The 15646-nt window shown below is 64.8% G+C and carries 15 protein-coding genes; 6 read left to right on the top strand and 9 right to left on the bottom strand.

Features of this window, described 5'->3' with window-relative positions; translation table 11 throughout:
* Window positions 1–30: 30 nt before the first annotated feature.
* The 7 genes from CH292_RS18275 to uraD all read right to left on the bottom strand — a co-directional run bounded on the left by CH292_RS18275 (window position 31) and on the right by uraD (window position 6559).
* On the bottom strand, window positions 31–1512 hold the full coding sequence (locus tag CH292_RS18275; protein WP_094655407.1) for an NAD(P)/FAD-dependent oxidoreductase: 1482 nt from the start codon (window positions 1510–1512) through the stop codon (window positions 31–33).
* Window positions 1513–1540: 28 nt separating this feature from the next.
* Window positions 1541–2401 carry an SDR family oxidoreductase gene (locus CH292_RS18270; protein ID WP_094655406.1) on the bottom strand — a complete coding sequence of 287 codons (861 nt, stop codon included), beginning with the start codon at window positions 2399–2401 and terminating at the stop codon, window positions 1541–1543.
* A gap of 105 nt (window positions 2402–2506) precedes the next feature.
* A complete protein-coding gene (locus CH292_RS18265; protein ID WP_094655405.1) occupies window positions 2507–3256 on the bottom strand; it encodes an IclR family transcriptional regulator in 750 nt (249 codons plus the stop codon).
* Window positions 3257–3321: 65 nt separating this feature from the next.
* Entirely contained in the window at window positions 3322–4791 is a 1470-nt protein-coding gene (locus CH292_RS18260; RefSeq protein WP_179277995.1) for a nucleobase:cation symporter-2 family protein, read from the bottom strand.
* 11 nt (window positions 4792–4802) lie between these two features.
* The gene (pucL, locus tag CH292_RS18255) at window positions 4803–5693 is read right to left on the bottom strand and encodes a factor-independent urate hydroxylase (RefSeq protein ID WP_020111709.1); all 891 of its coding nucleotides are present in this window, start codon (window positions 5691–5693) and stop codon (window positions 4803–4805) included.
* 2 nt (window positions 5694–5695) lie between these two features.
* Window positions 5696–6028 (bottom strand): hydroxyisourate hydrolase, encoded by a 333-nt coding sequence (uraH, locus tag CH292_RS18250; protein WP_020111710.1) that lies wholly within the window; start codon window positions 6026–6028, stop codon window positions 5696–5698.
* Window positions 6029–6559, bottom strand: coding sequence for a 2-oxo-4-hydroxy-4-carboxy-5-ureidoimidazoline decarboxylase (gene uraD, locus CH292_RS18245; RefSeq protein ID WP_094655404.1), 531 nt, complete (start codon window positions 6557–6559; stop codon window positions 6029–6031). It lies immediately after the preceding gene.
* 220 nt (window positions 6560–6779) lie between these two features.
* Here uraD and CH292_RS18240 point away from each other — a divergent pair, with 220 nt between their 5' ends.
* From CH292_RS18240 to allB, 6 genes are read left to right on the top strand one after another with little or no spacing between them, the layout of a single operon-like run.
* Window positions 6780–7172 carry a gamma-glutamylcyclotransferase gene (locus tag CH292_RS18240; protein WP_094626393.1) on the top strand — a complete coding sequence of 131 codons (393 nt, stop codon included), beginning with the start codon at window positions 6780–6782 and terminating at the stop codon, window positions 7170–7172.
* 14 nt (window positions 7173–7186) lie between these two features.
* A complete protein-coding gene (locus tag CH292_RS18235) occupies window positions 7187–8014 on the top strand; it encodes a hydroxypyruvate isomerase family protein (RefSeq protein ID WP_094626392.1) in 828 nt (275 codons plus the stop codon).
* Between the two features lie 9 nt (window positions 8015–8023).
* Window positions 8024–8923, top strand: coding sequence for a 2-hydroxy-3-oxopropionate reductase (locus tag CH292_RS18230; RefSeq protein WP_033190409.1), 900 nt, complete (start codon window positions 8024–8026; stop codon window positions 8921–8923).
* A 1-nt stretch (window position 8924) separates the two neighbouring features.
* A complete protein-coding gene (gcl, locus tag CH292_RS18225) occupies window positions 8925–10715 on the top strand; it encodes a glyoxylate carboligase (RefSeq protein ID WP_037141556.1) in 1791 nt (596 codons plus the stop codon).
* Window positions 10716–10726: 11 nt separating this feature from the next.
* Entirely contained in the window at window positions 10727–11779 is a 1053-nt protein-coding gene (gene alc, locus CH292_RS18220) for an allantoicase (RefSeq protein WP_094655403.1), read from the top strand.
* Window positions 11769–13067 carry an allantoinase AllB gene (gene allB / locus CH292_RS18215; RefSeq protein ID WP_020111716.1) on the top strand — a complete coding sequence of 433 codons (1299 nt, stop codon included), beginning with the start codon at window positions 11769–11771 and terminating at the stop codon, window positions 13065–13067. The genes alc and allB overlap by 11 nt, the downstream gene beginning before the upstream one ends.
* 66 nt (window positions 13068–13133) lie before the next feature.
* Here allB and CH292_RS18210 read toward each other — a convergent pair whose 3' ends face one another.
* Window positions 13134–14210 (bottom strand): XdhC family protein, encoded by a 1077-nt coding sequence (locus CH292_RS18210; RefSeq protein WP_094655402.1) that lies wholly within the window; start codon window positions 14208–14210, stop codon window positions 13134–13136.
* Entirely contained in the window at window positions 14210–15646 is a 1437-nt protein-coding gene (locus CH292_RS18205; RefSeq protein ID WP_019664810.1) for an NCS2 family permease, read from the bottom strand. The genes CH292_RS18210 and CH292_RS18205 overlap by 1 nt, the downstream gene beginning before the upstream one ends.

Raw genomic sequence — 15646 nt, 5'->3', positions numbered from 1 at the left:
ACAGGCCGTGTCGGTGTCGCCGGTGACGCATCACCGGAAGCTCATGTTGTCGTCGACCAGCTTGCCGTACCGCAGAGCAGGCAGGTCGCGGAAGTAGTTCATGCGCAGTTTCCACGGAGCGGACGATCCCTGCTTGGGGAACGAATCGACCGAGCGGAGAACGTAACCGGCCGCGAAGTCGAGGAACGGTTCCTCCCCTATCGAGGCGTCCCGCTTCAGCCGCACTTCCCGCGCGCCGTTCCTGTCCATGTGTGCGAGCAGCCTGGCGACGTAGTCGGACACCAGGTCGGCTTTGAGGGTCCACGATGCGTTGGTGTAGCCGACGACGAACGCGAAATTCGGCACGCCGGTCAGCATCATGCCCTTGTACGCCATCGTGTCCGTGAGGTCGACGACGCGGCCGTCGACGGAGAGCGTCACGTTGCCGAACGCCACGAGGTTCAGTCCTGTCGCGGTGACGACGATGTCCGCGTCCAGATGCTCGCCGGACTTCAGATCGATGCCGGTGTCGGTGAACTTGTCGATGTGATCGGTGACGATGTCCACTTCGTTCTTGCGGATCGATCGGAACAGATCGTTGTCGGGAACCAGGCAGAGCCGTTGATCCCACGGGTTGTACCGAGGAGTGAAATGGGTGTCCAGGTCGTACCCCTTCGGGAGCCACCCTTCCTGGAGCTTCCTGATCTGCTTCTTCATGAACTTCGGGTAACGCTGGCACAGAACGTACAGTCCTATCGCGGTCACAGCGTTCTTCGTCCTGGTGATTCCGTACGCGGCACGCGCAGGCAGGTACTTGCGCAGACCGAGCGCAACCGGGTCCTCGGACGGCAAGGACATGATGTAGCTGGGTGAACGCTGCAGCAGCGTGACGTGCGATGCTTCACGAGCCAGGTTGGGCGCCAACGTGATCGCCGTCGCGCCACTGCCGATGACGACGACCTTCTTGCCGGAGTAGTCGAGATCCTCCGGCCATTTCTGCGGGTGGATCACGGTCCCACCGAAATTCTCGATGCCCTCGAACTCCGGAGTGAATCCCTTGTCGTAGTCGTAGTACCCACTGCAGCACATCAGGAACGACGCCTCGAACGTCACGATCTCTCCGCCGGAACGCTGAGCAGTCACCGTCCACTTGGACGTCGCGGAGGACCATTCGGCGGACACGACCTTGTGGTGGAACCGAATGTGACGGTCGATCCCCTCGTCCTTCGCGGTGTCCTCGATGTACTCACGGATGTCCTTGCCGTCGGCGATCGACTTGTCGCCCGTCCACGGTCGGAAGTTGTACCCGAGGGTGTACATGTCGGAGTCGGACCGAATTCCTGGATATCGGAACAGGTCCCACGTACCGCCGATCGCGCCGCGGCTCTCGAGAATCGCGTACGACTTGCCCGGCAGTTTCGCCTGGAGATGATGCGCCGCACCGATGCCGGACAGGCCTGCGCCGACGATGAGGAAGTCGACCGATTCCGTTTCGGTTCGCGATGAAGTGTCCGAGGGGGATGTCGTTGTCATCGGGTCTCTTTCGTCCGTGCCGTCTGGTCTACTTGTTGCGTGCGCTGGTCGAGCGCCCGAGAGCGGCGACTTCGGCGTCCATCTTGGGCAGCAATCTCGGTACGTGCTTCAACAGCGCCCTGTCCCCCACTGCCGAGTTCAGGACGGCACGGAACTTGCCCGCCACTCCGACCCAGCCGGGCACGTACACCTTCCGCTTGCGACCTTCGAGCCCCGCGACGAAGGCGTCGACGCATGTGTCGACGGTCATCGTTCGCCCGAACGGCCCAGGCATGACCTCGAGCATTTCACGGAACGCACCGAGATCGGATTTGGCGTCCTGAACGAGTGGAGTGTCGATCCAGGCCATGTGCGCAGATCCGACGCCGACGCCCTGGTGTGCGACCTCGAGCCGCAGCGCGTTCGCGAACTGCTCGACTCCGGCTTTGCTCGCGTTGTACGCCGCCAGGCCGGGGCACGCAGCGAATGCGGCGAGCGACGACACGACGAGAACATAGCCGTTGCGCTCGATCAACGACGGCAGCGCCGCCCGAACGGTGTGGAACACCCCGAGGACGTTGATGTCGAGCACTCGCGCGAACGTGGCGGGGTCGACCTGGAGTACCGAGCCGTAGCTGGAGATGCCGGCGTTGGCCAGCACGAGGTCGATGCCGCCGAAGCGCGCAATGCCTGCGTCGACCGCGGCCTGCGTCGCGTCGAGGTCGCGGACGTCGGCCACGACGGTGACCGCGGCGTCGCCCAGCTCGACGCCCAGCGCGAGCAGTGGCTCCTCGTCGACGTCGGTCAACACCAGCTTGCTCCCCCGGGCCGCCAGTGCACGGGCTGTTTCCGCACCGATACCGCGCGCCGCGCCCGTGATGAAGACAACCTTGTTCGAGAGTGTGGGCATCGCCCGTCACCTCCAGTCTCCGTTCCCCCCGTATTGGGAACTGCTAGGTGTCACTTTCCATCTGATACGGACGGGTGTCAAGATTGGAACGAGCACACGGCGCCGTCAGCGAGGCTGGAGGTCCTTCGACAACCGTTCGGCTGCGGACACCAGAAGTGGAACGAACTGCTCAGCGGACTCCAGGGTCACCCGCGCGGTCGGCCCGGCGATGGACATGGCGGTGAGCGTCGGCGCTCCGATCACGGGAACTGCGAAACACCGAACACCCACCTCCTGCTCACCGTCGTCGATCGCATACCCGCGCGATCGGACGACGGCGAGATCCGCGAGCAGTGCGTCGAGGGAGTTCAGCGTGTTGACCGTCCGCGGGGCCATGCCGGTCCGCGAGACGAGGGCACGGACCTCGTCGTCGGGCAGCTGAGACAAGAGGGCCTTGCCCACCCCGGTGGAATGCGGAAGCACACGCTGACCCACTTCGTTGAACATCCGCATGGCGTGCTCCGACGGCACCTGAGCGACGTAGACGGCCATGTCGTCTTCCAGAAACGCCATGTTCGACGTCTCGTGCGTCTGCCGAACGAGCTCGGACAGATACGGTTTCGCCCATCCCCCGATCAATTTGGTTGCGCTGTCGCCCAACCCGATCAACTTGGTGCCCAACGCGTACCGGCGGGTGGCGAGCCGGCGAACGTAACCGAGCGTCACCAGGGTTCCGATCAGTCGGTGCACCGTGGGCATCGGAAGACCTGCGGCCTCGGCGAGTTCACTGATACCGATCGATCCTCCCGAGGCCGCCATGATGTCGAGAAGCTCGAATGCCCGCTCGACCGACTGCACTCCGCCACCCACCGCCATGGATCACCTCTCGACTCGTTCGGTTACCGCTACCCTATTTCACCTGCCGACCTCCACCGCTCGACTCAGGTGGAATGGTGTCGCGTGGCCACGGGCGGTGCCGCGGTGACCACGGACGGTGATGCCTTGTTTCCCTTGGTCAACACGTTGAAGGCGATGTTCAGAACCACGGCCACGATGCTGGCAGCGCTGATTCCCGAATCGAAGACCACGTGTACCCACTCGGGGAAGGCCGAGTAGAAGCCCGGCACCGCGATCGGAATGACGCCGAATCCCAGGGCGACCGCGACGATGACGAGATTCAGGTTGCCGTCGAAGTTCACTTTGGACAGTGTTCTGATTCCGCTGGCGGCGACCGAGCCGAACAACACGATCCCCGCGCCACCGAGCACGGGCAGTGGCACCGACGCCACCACCCGGCCCAACACCGGAAAGAGACCGAGGAACAGCAACACCGAACCGCCGGCAGCCACCACGTAGCGACTCTTGATCCCGGTGACGGCCACGAGTCCGACGTTCTGCGCGAAGGCACTCGCCGGGAAAGTCCCGAACACCGGTGCAACCGTCGTCGCGATCATGTCCGCCCGGAGCCCGTCCCCGACCCGCCGAGCATCGACGTCCGTGCCGACGATCTCGCCGACGGCAAGGATGTCCGCCGTCGTCTCGGTCATGATGACCAGAATGACGACGACCATCGAGATGATCGCGCCGATCTGGAAGACGGGCGCCCCGAATGCGAACGGCTCCGGCAACGCGAAGAAGCTGCCGGTCCCCACATCGGAGAAGTCGGCCTTGCCGACGGCGAACGCGAACCCGGTGCCGACGACGATTCCGATGAGTATCGACAGGCGAGAGAGCGTTCCCTGCACGAACCGGCTGACCAGGAGCACCACGGCGAGGCTGAAGCCCGCGAGACCGATGTTGGACATCGACCCCCAATCGGCAGCGCCCTGATCGCCACCCATCGCCCACCGCACCGTCACCGGAAGAAGCGAAATCCCGATCACCGTGATGATCGTGCCCGTCACGACCGGAGGGAAGAACCGGACGATCTTGCTGAAGAACGGCGTGATCAGAATTCCGATCGCACCGGCCGCGATGATGGCACCGAACACCGAGTTCAAACCGTCGGGACCACTGGCGATCGCAACCATCGTCGACACGGAAGCGAAGGAAATACCCTGGACCAACGGCAGTTTCGCGCCGACGTACGGAAGCCCGAGGGTCTGGAGCATCGTCGCAGCACCACTGACGAACAGTGCAGCCGACACCAGAACCGCAATCTGGGTGCCGTTCAACCCGGCCGCACCACCGACGATCAAAGGCGGCGCGATCACCCCGCCGTACATCGTCAGGATATGTTGCAATCCATAGAGATACGACCTACCGATCGACAGGCGCTCGTCCTCCGGACGCCCCTGATCACCCTTGTCATCTCCACTACCGGCCTTACCCTGGTCACTCCCGCGGGCTCCGCTCCCGGCCTCATCCTGGTCACTCCTGCGGGCTCCGCTCCCGGCCTTCCTCAGCTTCATGGCCTTCGCTCCTAACAGAATCCGGGTACGGTGGCCCACACGTGCCCGGCGTCGGGAACGTCGTCGCGTTTCACCGTCGCCTCGATCAGTCCGTACGGCCGGTCGGCGACGTAGAACACTTCACCTGGGTTGTCGAGTCCGAACGGCTCGAGATCGACGAGGAAGTGGTGGATGTTGGGCATGGAGAACTTGATCTCGCCGATCTCCGGGTGCGCTTCGAGGACTTGGGTTCCCATCTGGAACAGACTCTGCTGCAACGCCAACGAGTGGGTGGATGCGAAGGCGTCGAGCATGATCGACCGGACGTCGTCGAAGACCTTGTCGAAATCGAGGTCGGTGGACAGGTACCGCCACCGCGCGCTGACCGATGTCGCGAGAATGCGGTCGGTCGTCTCCTTCAGCGTCGTGTACCGATCCTTGGGGTATCCCCAGAACTCCGATGCCGTGGAGTTCAGGACGACGAGATCGCTGACGCCGGAGATCACCGTCGGGCCGGTTTCGTCGATGGTCACGACGGTGTTGCGCTTCTCGTCACTGCTCTTGACGAACGAGTGGTCGTAACCGTCGGTGCCCGACGGTATTCGCGCCCAGCTGTACTGCTCGATCTCCCACCTCCCGCCGTCGATCCAGTCGAAACTGTCGGTGAAGTGCCGGCCGAGACGCAGAGCGAAGTCCTCGATTGCGCCGAGTCCCTCTCGGGCGAAGGCGTACACGGTGTTCTTCTGGGTGTCCGTCGCGACGACGTGACTGTTGTCGCCGACGGTGTGGGCGGCTTCCAGATCACCCCGCAGCTGGGAGGTGACGCTGACGTCGGTGATGCGGTGACGCGGAGTGTCCCGATCGATTCTGACCAGGCGGCATTCGGCCTTTCCGTACTGATTTGCTCCGAGAACGATGCTCATGTCTAGCTCCCTCGATAGGTCGTGAATGCGAACGGGCTGAGAAGAAGTGGTACGTGGTAGTGCGAGGCGTCCGGGGCTGTCTCGAAGACGATCTCGACTGCGGGGTAGAAGGTGTGGACATCACGGTCGGCGTAATAGCGGCCGGTGTCGAAGGTGAGGCGGTATCGGCCTGGGTCGAGAGCGTCGGGGCCCAGGCTTTCGATGCGCCCGTCGGAATCGGTGACGCCCTGGGCGATCTCCTGCCGAGCATTCGAGAGTACGACCGAAACGCCCTGTGCAGGAGCGCCGCTGGACGAGTCGAGCACGTGGGTGGTGACGAAGCTACGTCCGGGCATCTACGACTCCCTCGCCAATCGCACGGCGGCGATCTCACGGAGTTCACGCTCGACGACGCGCTCCTCGACATCCGGTTCGTTGCCGAGGCGATGCTCCAGCATGTCGACGATGTCGTCGATGCTCCGGCCGGCAGCGCGAACGAGAAACACCCGGCCGAAGCGCCTCTCGTAGGCGATGTTTCCGTCGCGCAGCCGTCGCCGGACGTCGGTGGCCGACATGTCGAGGCCCGCCTGCTCCGCCCGGGCACTGCGTGCGTGGTCGTCGTCGCCCTCCGGGCGTTCCCCGATGCGAGGGTGCACGTCGAGCGCTCGGTCGATCTCGTCGGTGGTCAGTGGGGCTGCCGCAGCGAACACGGCCCGGCGTAACTCGTCGTCGTCCTCGTACGGCAGGTGCCCGACCATGTGCTCGATCCAACGAGGAACGTCGAGTGCCGCTGCAAGCATCCTCCGCACGTCGGGTTCGGCGGCTGCGTTCAGACGCTGTGCCGCGCCTACCTCTCCCAATTCCGTAATGCGAAATGTCGATTCCATATATTGAGCGTGACAGCCATCACATATTGCTGTCAAGAGTTTGTGCCGACGAGTTTGCCGAGAAGTCATGCCCATTGGAACGCAACGGATTTCGCATCATGGAATTGCCATCGGCAGGGGTCCGCACGGTTGACAGACCGCCGTGCGGTGGATCACACTTTCCTTATCGCTGGAATTGATATTCCACAATGCGAAATTCAACCGATCCGAGGAGGCATAGATGACCGAGCTGTTCTGCAACGGCGGAGCCATGCGCGGCGGCAACCTTCACCACAACGTCGCCGGCCACCCATTCGTCGGAACCGCCAGAACGACCGCCAAGTACCGCTTCTACTCGGTTCGCGACGAGTTCCCGGCACTACTGCTGGACGACGATTCAGGAGCGGCGATCGACGGCGAGCTCTACGACATCCCACTGGACGACATCCGGACTGCGTTTCTGCCCGACGAGCCACCGGAGCTCGAGCTGACAGTCGTCGAACTCGAGGACGGGCGTTCCGTGCTGGGCGTGGGACTGCGCCCCTGGGTTCTCGAGGAGCATCCGGACGATCTGACCGACATCACTCACACTGGAGGTTGGCGACAATATCGCGGGCTCTCGGTCCCGAGATGACGAAAGGTACAGCAATGCAGAACAACTCGTACACGGTCAACTGCTCCATCCTGTTCACCGACATTCCGCTGCTGGAGCGACCGGCTGCCGCGAAAGCGGCGGGGTTCGACGCCGTGGAATTCTGGTGGCCGTTTCCGACTCCGGTTCCCGGCGACAGCGACGTGGACGCGTTCGTCTCCGCCGTCCGGGATGCAGGCGTTCAGCTGACCGGACTCAACTTCGCCGCGGGCGACATGCCTGCGGGCGACCGCGGAATTCTGAGCGACCCCTCGCAGGTTCGTGCCTTCCGTGACAACATCGACGTCACTGTCGGCATCGGGAAGACGCTCGGCACCGGCGCGTTCAACGCGTTGTACGGAAACCGAATCGAGGGCAGCGACCCCGCCGAGCAGGATCGTGTCGCGGCCGAGAACCTGGCTGCCGCCGGAGCCGCTGCAGCCGACATCGGCGCCGTCGTGCTGATCGAGCCGGTCAGCGGTGCACCGGCATACCCGCTCCTGACCGCCGACGACGCCGTGGCCGTCATTCGACGCGTCGAGCGCGACCACGACGTACACAGCCTTCGTCTGTTGGCCGATCTGTATCACCTCGACGTCAACGGGGACGACGTCGCCGCCGCACTCGACTCCTACTCCGACCTCATCGGTCATGTTCAGATCGCCGACTCCCCCGGCCGCGGCGAGCCCGGAACCGGAACGCTCGACCTGCCCACCTACCTGTCGCAATTGAGCGGCAACGGCTACGACGGCTACATCGGCGTCGAGTACAAGGCCACTCGCCCCGACACCTTCTCCTGGCTGCGCGACACCTCGTCCTGGGTCGCCGCCCCCACCTCCACGTAAGGAACCTCCATGAGCACAATCGCTTTCATCGGTCTCGGAATCATGGGAAGCCCCATGTCCGTTCATCTCGCCGAGGCCGGACACCATGTCGTCGGCTACAACCTGACGCCCGACCGCACCGGCCCACTCGTCGCCGCCGGTGGCACCGCCGCGGACTCCATCGCGAAGGCCGTCGCCGACGCCGACATCGTGGCGGTCATGGTCCCCGATTCCCCCGACGTGCAGGAGGTGCTGCTCGGTAAGGACGGCGTGTTCGACCATGCCCGCCGCGGCACCCTCGTCATCGACTTCTCGAGCATCCGCCCGGACGTGACCGCCTCGCTCGCCGAGGAGGCCGCGACGCGTGGGTTCCGTTTGATCGACGCGCCCGTCTCGGGAGGCCAGGCAGGCGCCGAGAACGCCACGCTGTCGATCATGGTCGGTGGAAGCGCGGAGGACTTCGCCTCCGCCAAGCCGGTTCTGGACGTGGTCGGAAAAACGGTGGTACACGTCGGTCCCAGCGGGTCGGGGCAGACCGTCAAGGCCGCCAATCAGTTGATCGTCGCCGGCAACATTCAGGTTCTCGCCGAGGCCATCGCATTCCTCGAGGCGTACGGAGTGGACCTCGCGGCGTCGGTCGAGGTGCTCGGCGGAGGCCTCGCCGGGTCAGCAGTGCTGAACCAGAAGGCACAGAAGATGCTGGACAGATCTTTCGAACCGGGGTTCCGAATCGACCTGCACCACAAGGACCTCGGCATCGTCACCTCCGCTGCCCGAGAGGCAGGCGTCGTCGTGCCGATGGGTGCTGTCCTGGCCCAGCTGATGGCGTCGGCCCGGGCCAACGGCGACGGCGGGCTGGATCATTCGGCTCTCTACCGCGGGGTCGCTCGCCTGTCCGGAACCCTTGACACAGAAACCACGGTGAACTGACATGCCCAAGATGCGCGCGGCCGATGCGGCCGTCAAGATTCTCGAACTCGAAGGCGCAACGACCGCGTTCGGTCTGCCCGGCGCGGCGATCAATCCCTTCTACGCCGCGATGCGTGACCACGGCGGCATTCGCCACGTCCTCGCGCGCCACGTCGAAGGTGCCTCGCACATGGCCGAGGGGTTCACCCGCGCCGCCGCGGGCAACATCGGAATCTGTATCGGAACGTCCGGCCCGGCCGGCACCGACATGATCACCGGCCTGTACTCCGCGATGGCCGATTCCATCCCGATCCTGGCCATCACCGGCCAGGCTCCCGTTGCACGGCTGCACAAGGAGGACTTCCAAGCCGTCGACATCGCCGCGATCGCCGGGCCCGTCACCAAGATGGCGATGACCGTTCTCGAACCGGCGCAGGTACCAGGCGCGTTCGCTCAGGCATTCCACTTGATGCGGTCCGGCCGACCTGGGCCGGTCCTGATCGATCTGCCCATCGACGTACAGCTCGCCGAAATCGACTTCGATCCCGATACCTACCAGTCTCTACCGGTGCACAAGCCGCTGTGCTCTCGGGCGCAGGCCGAGAAGGCGATCGACATGCTCCTCGCCGCCGATCGCCCGTTGATCGTCGCCGGCGGCGGCATCATCAACGCCGACGCATCCGACCTCCTCGTCGAACTGGCGGAAATCCTCGACGTCCCCGTCGTTCCGACCCTGATGGGATGGGGCACCATTCCCGACGACCACCGCCTCGCCGCGGGCATGGTGGGACTGCAGACCGCACACCGGTACGGAAACGCCACGTTGCTGGCGTCGGACTTCGTGTTGGGCATCGGCAATCGTTGGGCCAACCGGCACACCGGGGGCCTCGACACCTACCGCAAGGGGCGGAAGTTCATCCACGTCGACATCGAACCCACCCAGATCGGACGCGTCTTCGCGCCCGACTACGGAATCATCTCCGACGCCAAGGCTGCCCTCGAGCAGTTCATCGCGGTCGCCCGGGAACGCAAGGCAGCGGGAACACTGCGCGATCTCGGTGACTGGGTCGCGGCGTGTGCCCACCGCAAATCCACCATGCACCGACGCACCCATTTCGACAACGTGCCGATCAAGCCACAACGCGTGTACGAGGAGATGAACAAGGTCTTCGGCCGGGACACCCGATACATCAGCACCATCGGTCTGTCGCAGATCGCGGGCGGACAGTTTCTGCACGTGTTCTCCCCGCGCAACTGGATCAACTGCGGGCAAGCCGGCCCGTTGGGTTGGACCATTCCGGCCGCCCTCGGTGCCGTCGCCGCCGATTCGTCGGCGAACGTCGTTGCCCTCTCCGGTGATTACGACTTCCAGTTCATGATCGAGGAACTGGCCGTCGGAGCGCAGTTCAACCTGCCGTACGTGCACGTCGTCGTCAACAACTCCTATCTCGGTCTGATCCGTCAGGCGCAGCGCGCCTTCGACATGGACTTCTGCGTCCAACTCGGATTCGACAACATCAACACCCAGGAAGCAGAGGAGACCCTGCCCAAGGGATACGGCGTCGACCACGTCCGTGTCGCAGAAGGATTGGGATGCAAAGCACTTCGCGTGACCGAGCCGGAGCTGATCGGTGAAGCACTCGTCCGTGCCCGGACCCTGGCGTCGGAACACAAGGTCCCGGTCGTCGTGGAGATCGTGCTCGAGCGCGTCACCAACATCGCTATGGGCACCGAGATCGACAACGTCGGTGAGTTCGAGGAACTGGCCGTCACGTCGGCCGATGCACCCACTGCCCTGCTGATGATGGACTAGGAAAGGCACAGATGACCATCAAGGATTTCACTCACCTCACCGATCTCGCCTCACGCGCCCTGGGCGGAAGCGTCTCGGCCGCCAACGACGAACTGTTCGCCCAGCGGGAGAACCTGATTCGTCCCGAAGCACCGTTTTTCGATCCCCACGATTTCGGACACAAGGGCAAGGTGTACGACGGCTGGGAGACGCGGCGGCGACGCGACGACGGTGGCCACGACTGGGCAATCGTTCGTCTCGCGGCGCCGGGCATCGTCCACGGCGTGGTGGTCGACACCGCGTACTTCAAGGGCAACTATCCGCCTTTCGTGTCGGTCGAGGCCGCATTCGTCGACGGCTACCCGTCGATCGACGAGGTGATGAAGGCCGACTGGCAGACCATCGTCGCCAAGTCCCCGGCGGACGGCGACACTGCGAATCTCTACGAGGTCGCCGATCGACACCGCTGGACGCATGTCCGGTTGTCGATCTACCCGGACGGAGGTGTCGCTCGATTCCGTGTACACGGCAAGGTCGTACAGGACCCTCGATTCCTCGGCGGCACGGTGGACTTGCTCGCCGCCGAGAACGGGGCCTCCCTGACCGAATGCTCCGACGCTTTCTACTCCTCCCCCGCCAACATCATCCTTCCGGGGCGCGCACGCAACATGGGCGAGGGCTGGGAGAACTCTCGTCGGCGCGGCGGCGGAAACGACTTCGCGATCTTCGAGCTGGCAGCGCCCGGCGTTCCCCGTCACGTGGAGGTCGACACCAGCTACTACGTCGGCAACGCGCCGGGATGGATCCGGCTCAGCGCGGTCGATTCTCGTCGGCGACACAAAGCGGCCCACACCGCGTGGACCGAGATCCTCCCGCGCACAGCCGTACAACCGGATACCCGCCATCGTTTCCTGATCGATCGAGCCGAGTCGTACACGCACCTGCGCCTCGACGTCTATCCCGACGGCGGGCTGTCCAGGCTCAGACTCTTCGGCGAACTGGACGCCGAAGCGTTGGACAGCGTCGATCAGGCCTGGCAGGCGGCGTCCCCCTTCGAACTGGTCGGAGCCGACGGTGGCCGATAGGTTCGACCTGCTGATCAGGGCACCGCGCGCGATCGTCGACGGATGGGAGTGCGCGGTGTCGGTGGGAATTCGAGACGGGCGCATCGCTTCCCTCGATGCTCGGCACGCCGACGACGTCGTCGAACTCTCCGACGACGAAGTGCTGCTCCCTGGTCTCGTCGACACTCATGTGCACGTCAACGAGCCCGGACGCACCGAGTGGGAAGGCTTCGCCAGCGCCACCCGTGCCGCGCGGGCCGGCGGCATCACGACGATCGTCGACATGCCACTCAACAGCATTCCGCCGACCGTGGACGTGGACGCTCTCGAGATCAAGCGACGGGTGGCGGCCGATCGATCGGTGGTGAACGTCGGCTTCTGGGGTGGCGCAGTGCCGGGCAACGTCGACCAACTCCGTCCGCTGCACGACGCCGGTGCCTTCGGGTTCAAATGTTTCCTGCTGCACTCCGGCGTCGACGAGTTTCCACCGCTCTCGGCACCGGAACTCGAGAAGGCACTCATCGAAATCGCGTCGTTCGACGGGTTGATGATCGTCCACGCCGAGGACGCGGGCGTGATCTCGTCCGCGCCCCCGCCGTCGGGCACCGCGTATTCGGGTTTCCTCGATTCGCGACCCCGCGCAGCCGAGAACCTCGCCATCGCACAGGTCGTCGAGTTGTCCCGGCGCACAGGATGTCGCGTGCACATTCTGCACCTGTCGAGCTCGGACGCGCTGCCGCTGATCGCTGCGGCCAAGCAGGACGGAGTGCGCGTCACCGCCGAAACATGCCCGCACTACCTGTGTTTCGACGCCGAGGACATCCCGCCCGGTGCAACACAGTTCAAATGTTGTCCCCCGATCCGTGAGGCAGGCAACCGAGAACTGCTGTGGCAGGGCCTTGCCGACGGCATCATCGACACCGTGGTGACCGACCACTCCCCCTCGACCGTCGACCTCAAACGACTCGACACCGGCAATTTCGCCGACGCCTGGGGCGGGATCGCGTCGCTCCAGGTCTCACTGCCCGCAGTGTGGACCGAGGCGTCGCGTCGCGGACACTCGTTGGCCGACGTGGTGCGCTGGATGGCGGTGAACACCGCAGACCAGGTCGGTCTGCCCGACCGGGGGCGCATAGCCGTCGGCGCCGTGGCCGACCTCGTCGTCTTCGCCCCGGACCAGGAGTTCACCGTGGACGTCGCCTCCCTGCACCACAAGAACCCCGTCACCGCGTACGACAAGCTCGGCCTTCGCGGTGTGGTGCGTCGTACCTTCCTCGCCGCTCCGCAGCTCCTCTCCCGCAGGACCTGACCCGTCAGTGCACACGAGTCCGCCCCGGAAGCCACATTCGGCCCCGGGGCGTCGACTTGTGTGCAGTCAGGACACGCGTGCGTTCTCGATGTCGCGGTGAATCGGACCTGTGGACTGCACGAGGGGCAGGCAACTGCCGTCCCGTCGCAGTGCGGTGAATTCCGCGGCGATGGACAGGGCTGTTTCCTCCGGGGTGCGGGCGCCGAGGTCGAGGCCGATGGGCGATCGCAGCCGCGACAGCTCGCGGTCGGTGAGCCCGACGTCCCTGAGACGGCTCAGCCGGTCGAGGTGCGTTCGCCGCGAACCCATGGCTCCGACGAACGCGACGGGTAACCGTAGCGCCACATCCAGCAGCGGAACGTCGAACTTCGCGTCGTGCGTCAGGACGCAGACGACGGTGCGCGAATCCACCGGCGTGCGTGCGAGGTAGCTGTGTGGCCACTCCACCACCACCTCGTCGGCGTCGGGAAAGCGGGCCTCGGTCGCGAAGACCGGACGAGCGTCGCACACGGTCACTCGGTAACCCAGGAACTTCCCCAGCCTGGCCAGTGCACCCGCGTAGTCGATGGCACCGAAGATCAGCAATCGCGGCGGCGCGGCGTGAGACTGGACGAACACCTCGGCGTCGGGGCGGCATCGTACCGAACGGATGCCGGACGACCCACTGTCCAGCATGGCGAGCGCTTCGCTGGAGACCACGGCGTCGACGTCCGCGAAACCCGTGGTTCCCGTTGTCCCGTGCGCGCCGACCATCAGCACCGCACCGGTGGCGTCCAGCAGCTGGGCCACCGCCACGTCGGCACCGGTGGCCACCGCGTCGACGACGGACGCCGGCGGCGCGGTGGAGACGAACACCTCGATGACGCCGCCGCAGGTCAGTCCGACCGCGAAGGCGTCGTCGTCGCTGTATCCGAAGCTCTCCCTGACGGGCACACCCGTTGCGAGAACGTCGCGGCACAGCTCGTAGACAGCACCTTCGACGCATCCGCCGGACACACTTCCCACTGCTTCGCCGTCGGCTGCGACGGCCATCGCCGCCCCCGGCAGGCGAGGTGCGCTGCCGGAGACGGAGACGACGGTGGCGATGGCGTACGGCATTCCGACGGAATTCCAGGTCGCCAGTGACGATGCGATGTCGCGCATCAGGAGATCCCGAGCGCTTCCTCGATGGGATGCAGTGCGAAGTAGACCAGGAAGACAGCGGACATCACGTACAGCAGCCAATGTGTCTGTCGCACTTTGCCCTTGGCCACGCGAACCAGGGTGTAGGCGATGACACCGGCTGCGACGCCGACGGTGATGGAGTAGGTGAACGGCATGAGCACGATCGTCAGGAACGCGGGGATCGCGATGTCGGTGTCCGCCCAGTCGATCTTGCGTACGTGGGTCATCATCAGCGCACCGACCAGCACCAGTGCGGGTGCTGCCGCTCCGACCGGCACCACTCCAGCCAACGGGGTGAAGAAGATCAGGCTGGTGAGCAGTCCTCCGGTGACGACGCTTGCCAGTCCGGTCCTCGCTCCTTCGGTGACACCGGCCGCGGATTCCACCACGGCGGTGTTCGCGGATCCGTTGAATGCGCCGCCGACGATGGCACCGATGCCGTCGACGGTGAGGATGCGGCTCAGTCCTGGCATCTTGCCTTTCTTGTCGACCAGGCCTGCTTCCTCGCCGACACCGAGGATGGTGCCCATGGCGTCGAAGAATCCGGACAGTACGAGGGTGAACAGGACCACCGAGGCGGTGACGACTCCGGCTCGGGCGAACCCGCCGAAGATGTCCACGTCGAACAATAGGCCGAATTGCGGTGTGGCGACGATGGAGTCCGGCACCTTGGGCACGACGGGCCCCCACGCCTTCGGGTCGATGTCGATCACCGCGTTCAGAACGATCGCCAGATTGGTGGCGACGAAGATCCCGATGAGCATGGCGCCGGGCACGCGTCGGACGAACAGCATGAGCATCACGACGAGACCGACGCAGAACACGAAGACCGGCCAGCCGGCGAGTTTGCCGAACGTCCCGAGAGTCACGGCGGTGGCGGCAGATTCGTGGTGTCCGACGAAGCCGGCGTCGACCAGTCCGATCAAGGCGATGAACGCGCCGATACCCACTCCGATGGCCTGCTTGAGCACCAACGGTATGGCGTCCATGATGAGCTGTCGAACTCCGGTGAGCGCGAAGATCACGATGACGACGCCTTCGAGTACGACGAGTCCCATTGCCTGCGGCCACGTCATGTAGGGCGCGGCCTGGAACACCACGATGGGGGTCACACCGAGGCCGGCGGCCATGGCCAGCGGTGCGTTGCCGACGACGCCCATCAGTATGGTCGTGAGCCCAGCGGACAGCGCCACCATTGTGGACAGCTGTGCCGGATCGAGGGTGGCACCGGTGACGTCCTTGGCGTCACCGATGATGAGCGGAATCAGGACGATCAAGTACGCCATGGCGACGAATGTGGTGATGCCGCCACGGATTTCTCGGGACACGGTGGATCCGCGCAGTGAGATCGAGAAGAACTTGTCCAGCGGCGAGGTACTGCGTTCACGCGTGCCGGACGAATCGAGCTGAGTCAT

Source organism: Rhodococcus sp. 14-2470-1a (assembly GCF_002259425.1).
Lineage (GTDB): Bacteria > Actinomycetota > Actinomycetes > Mycobacteriales > Mycobacteriaceae > Rhodococcoides > Rhodococcoides fascians_E.
Note: the sequence above shows the minus strand (reverse complement) of the source record. Positions and strands in the feature narration are given on the sequence as shown.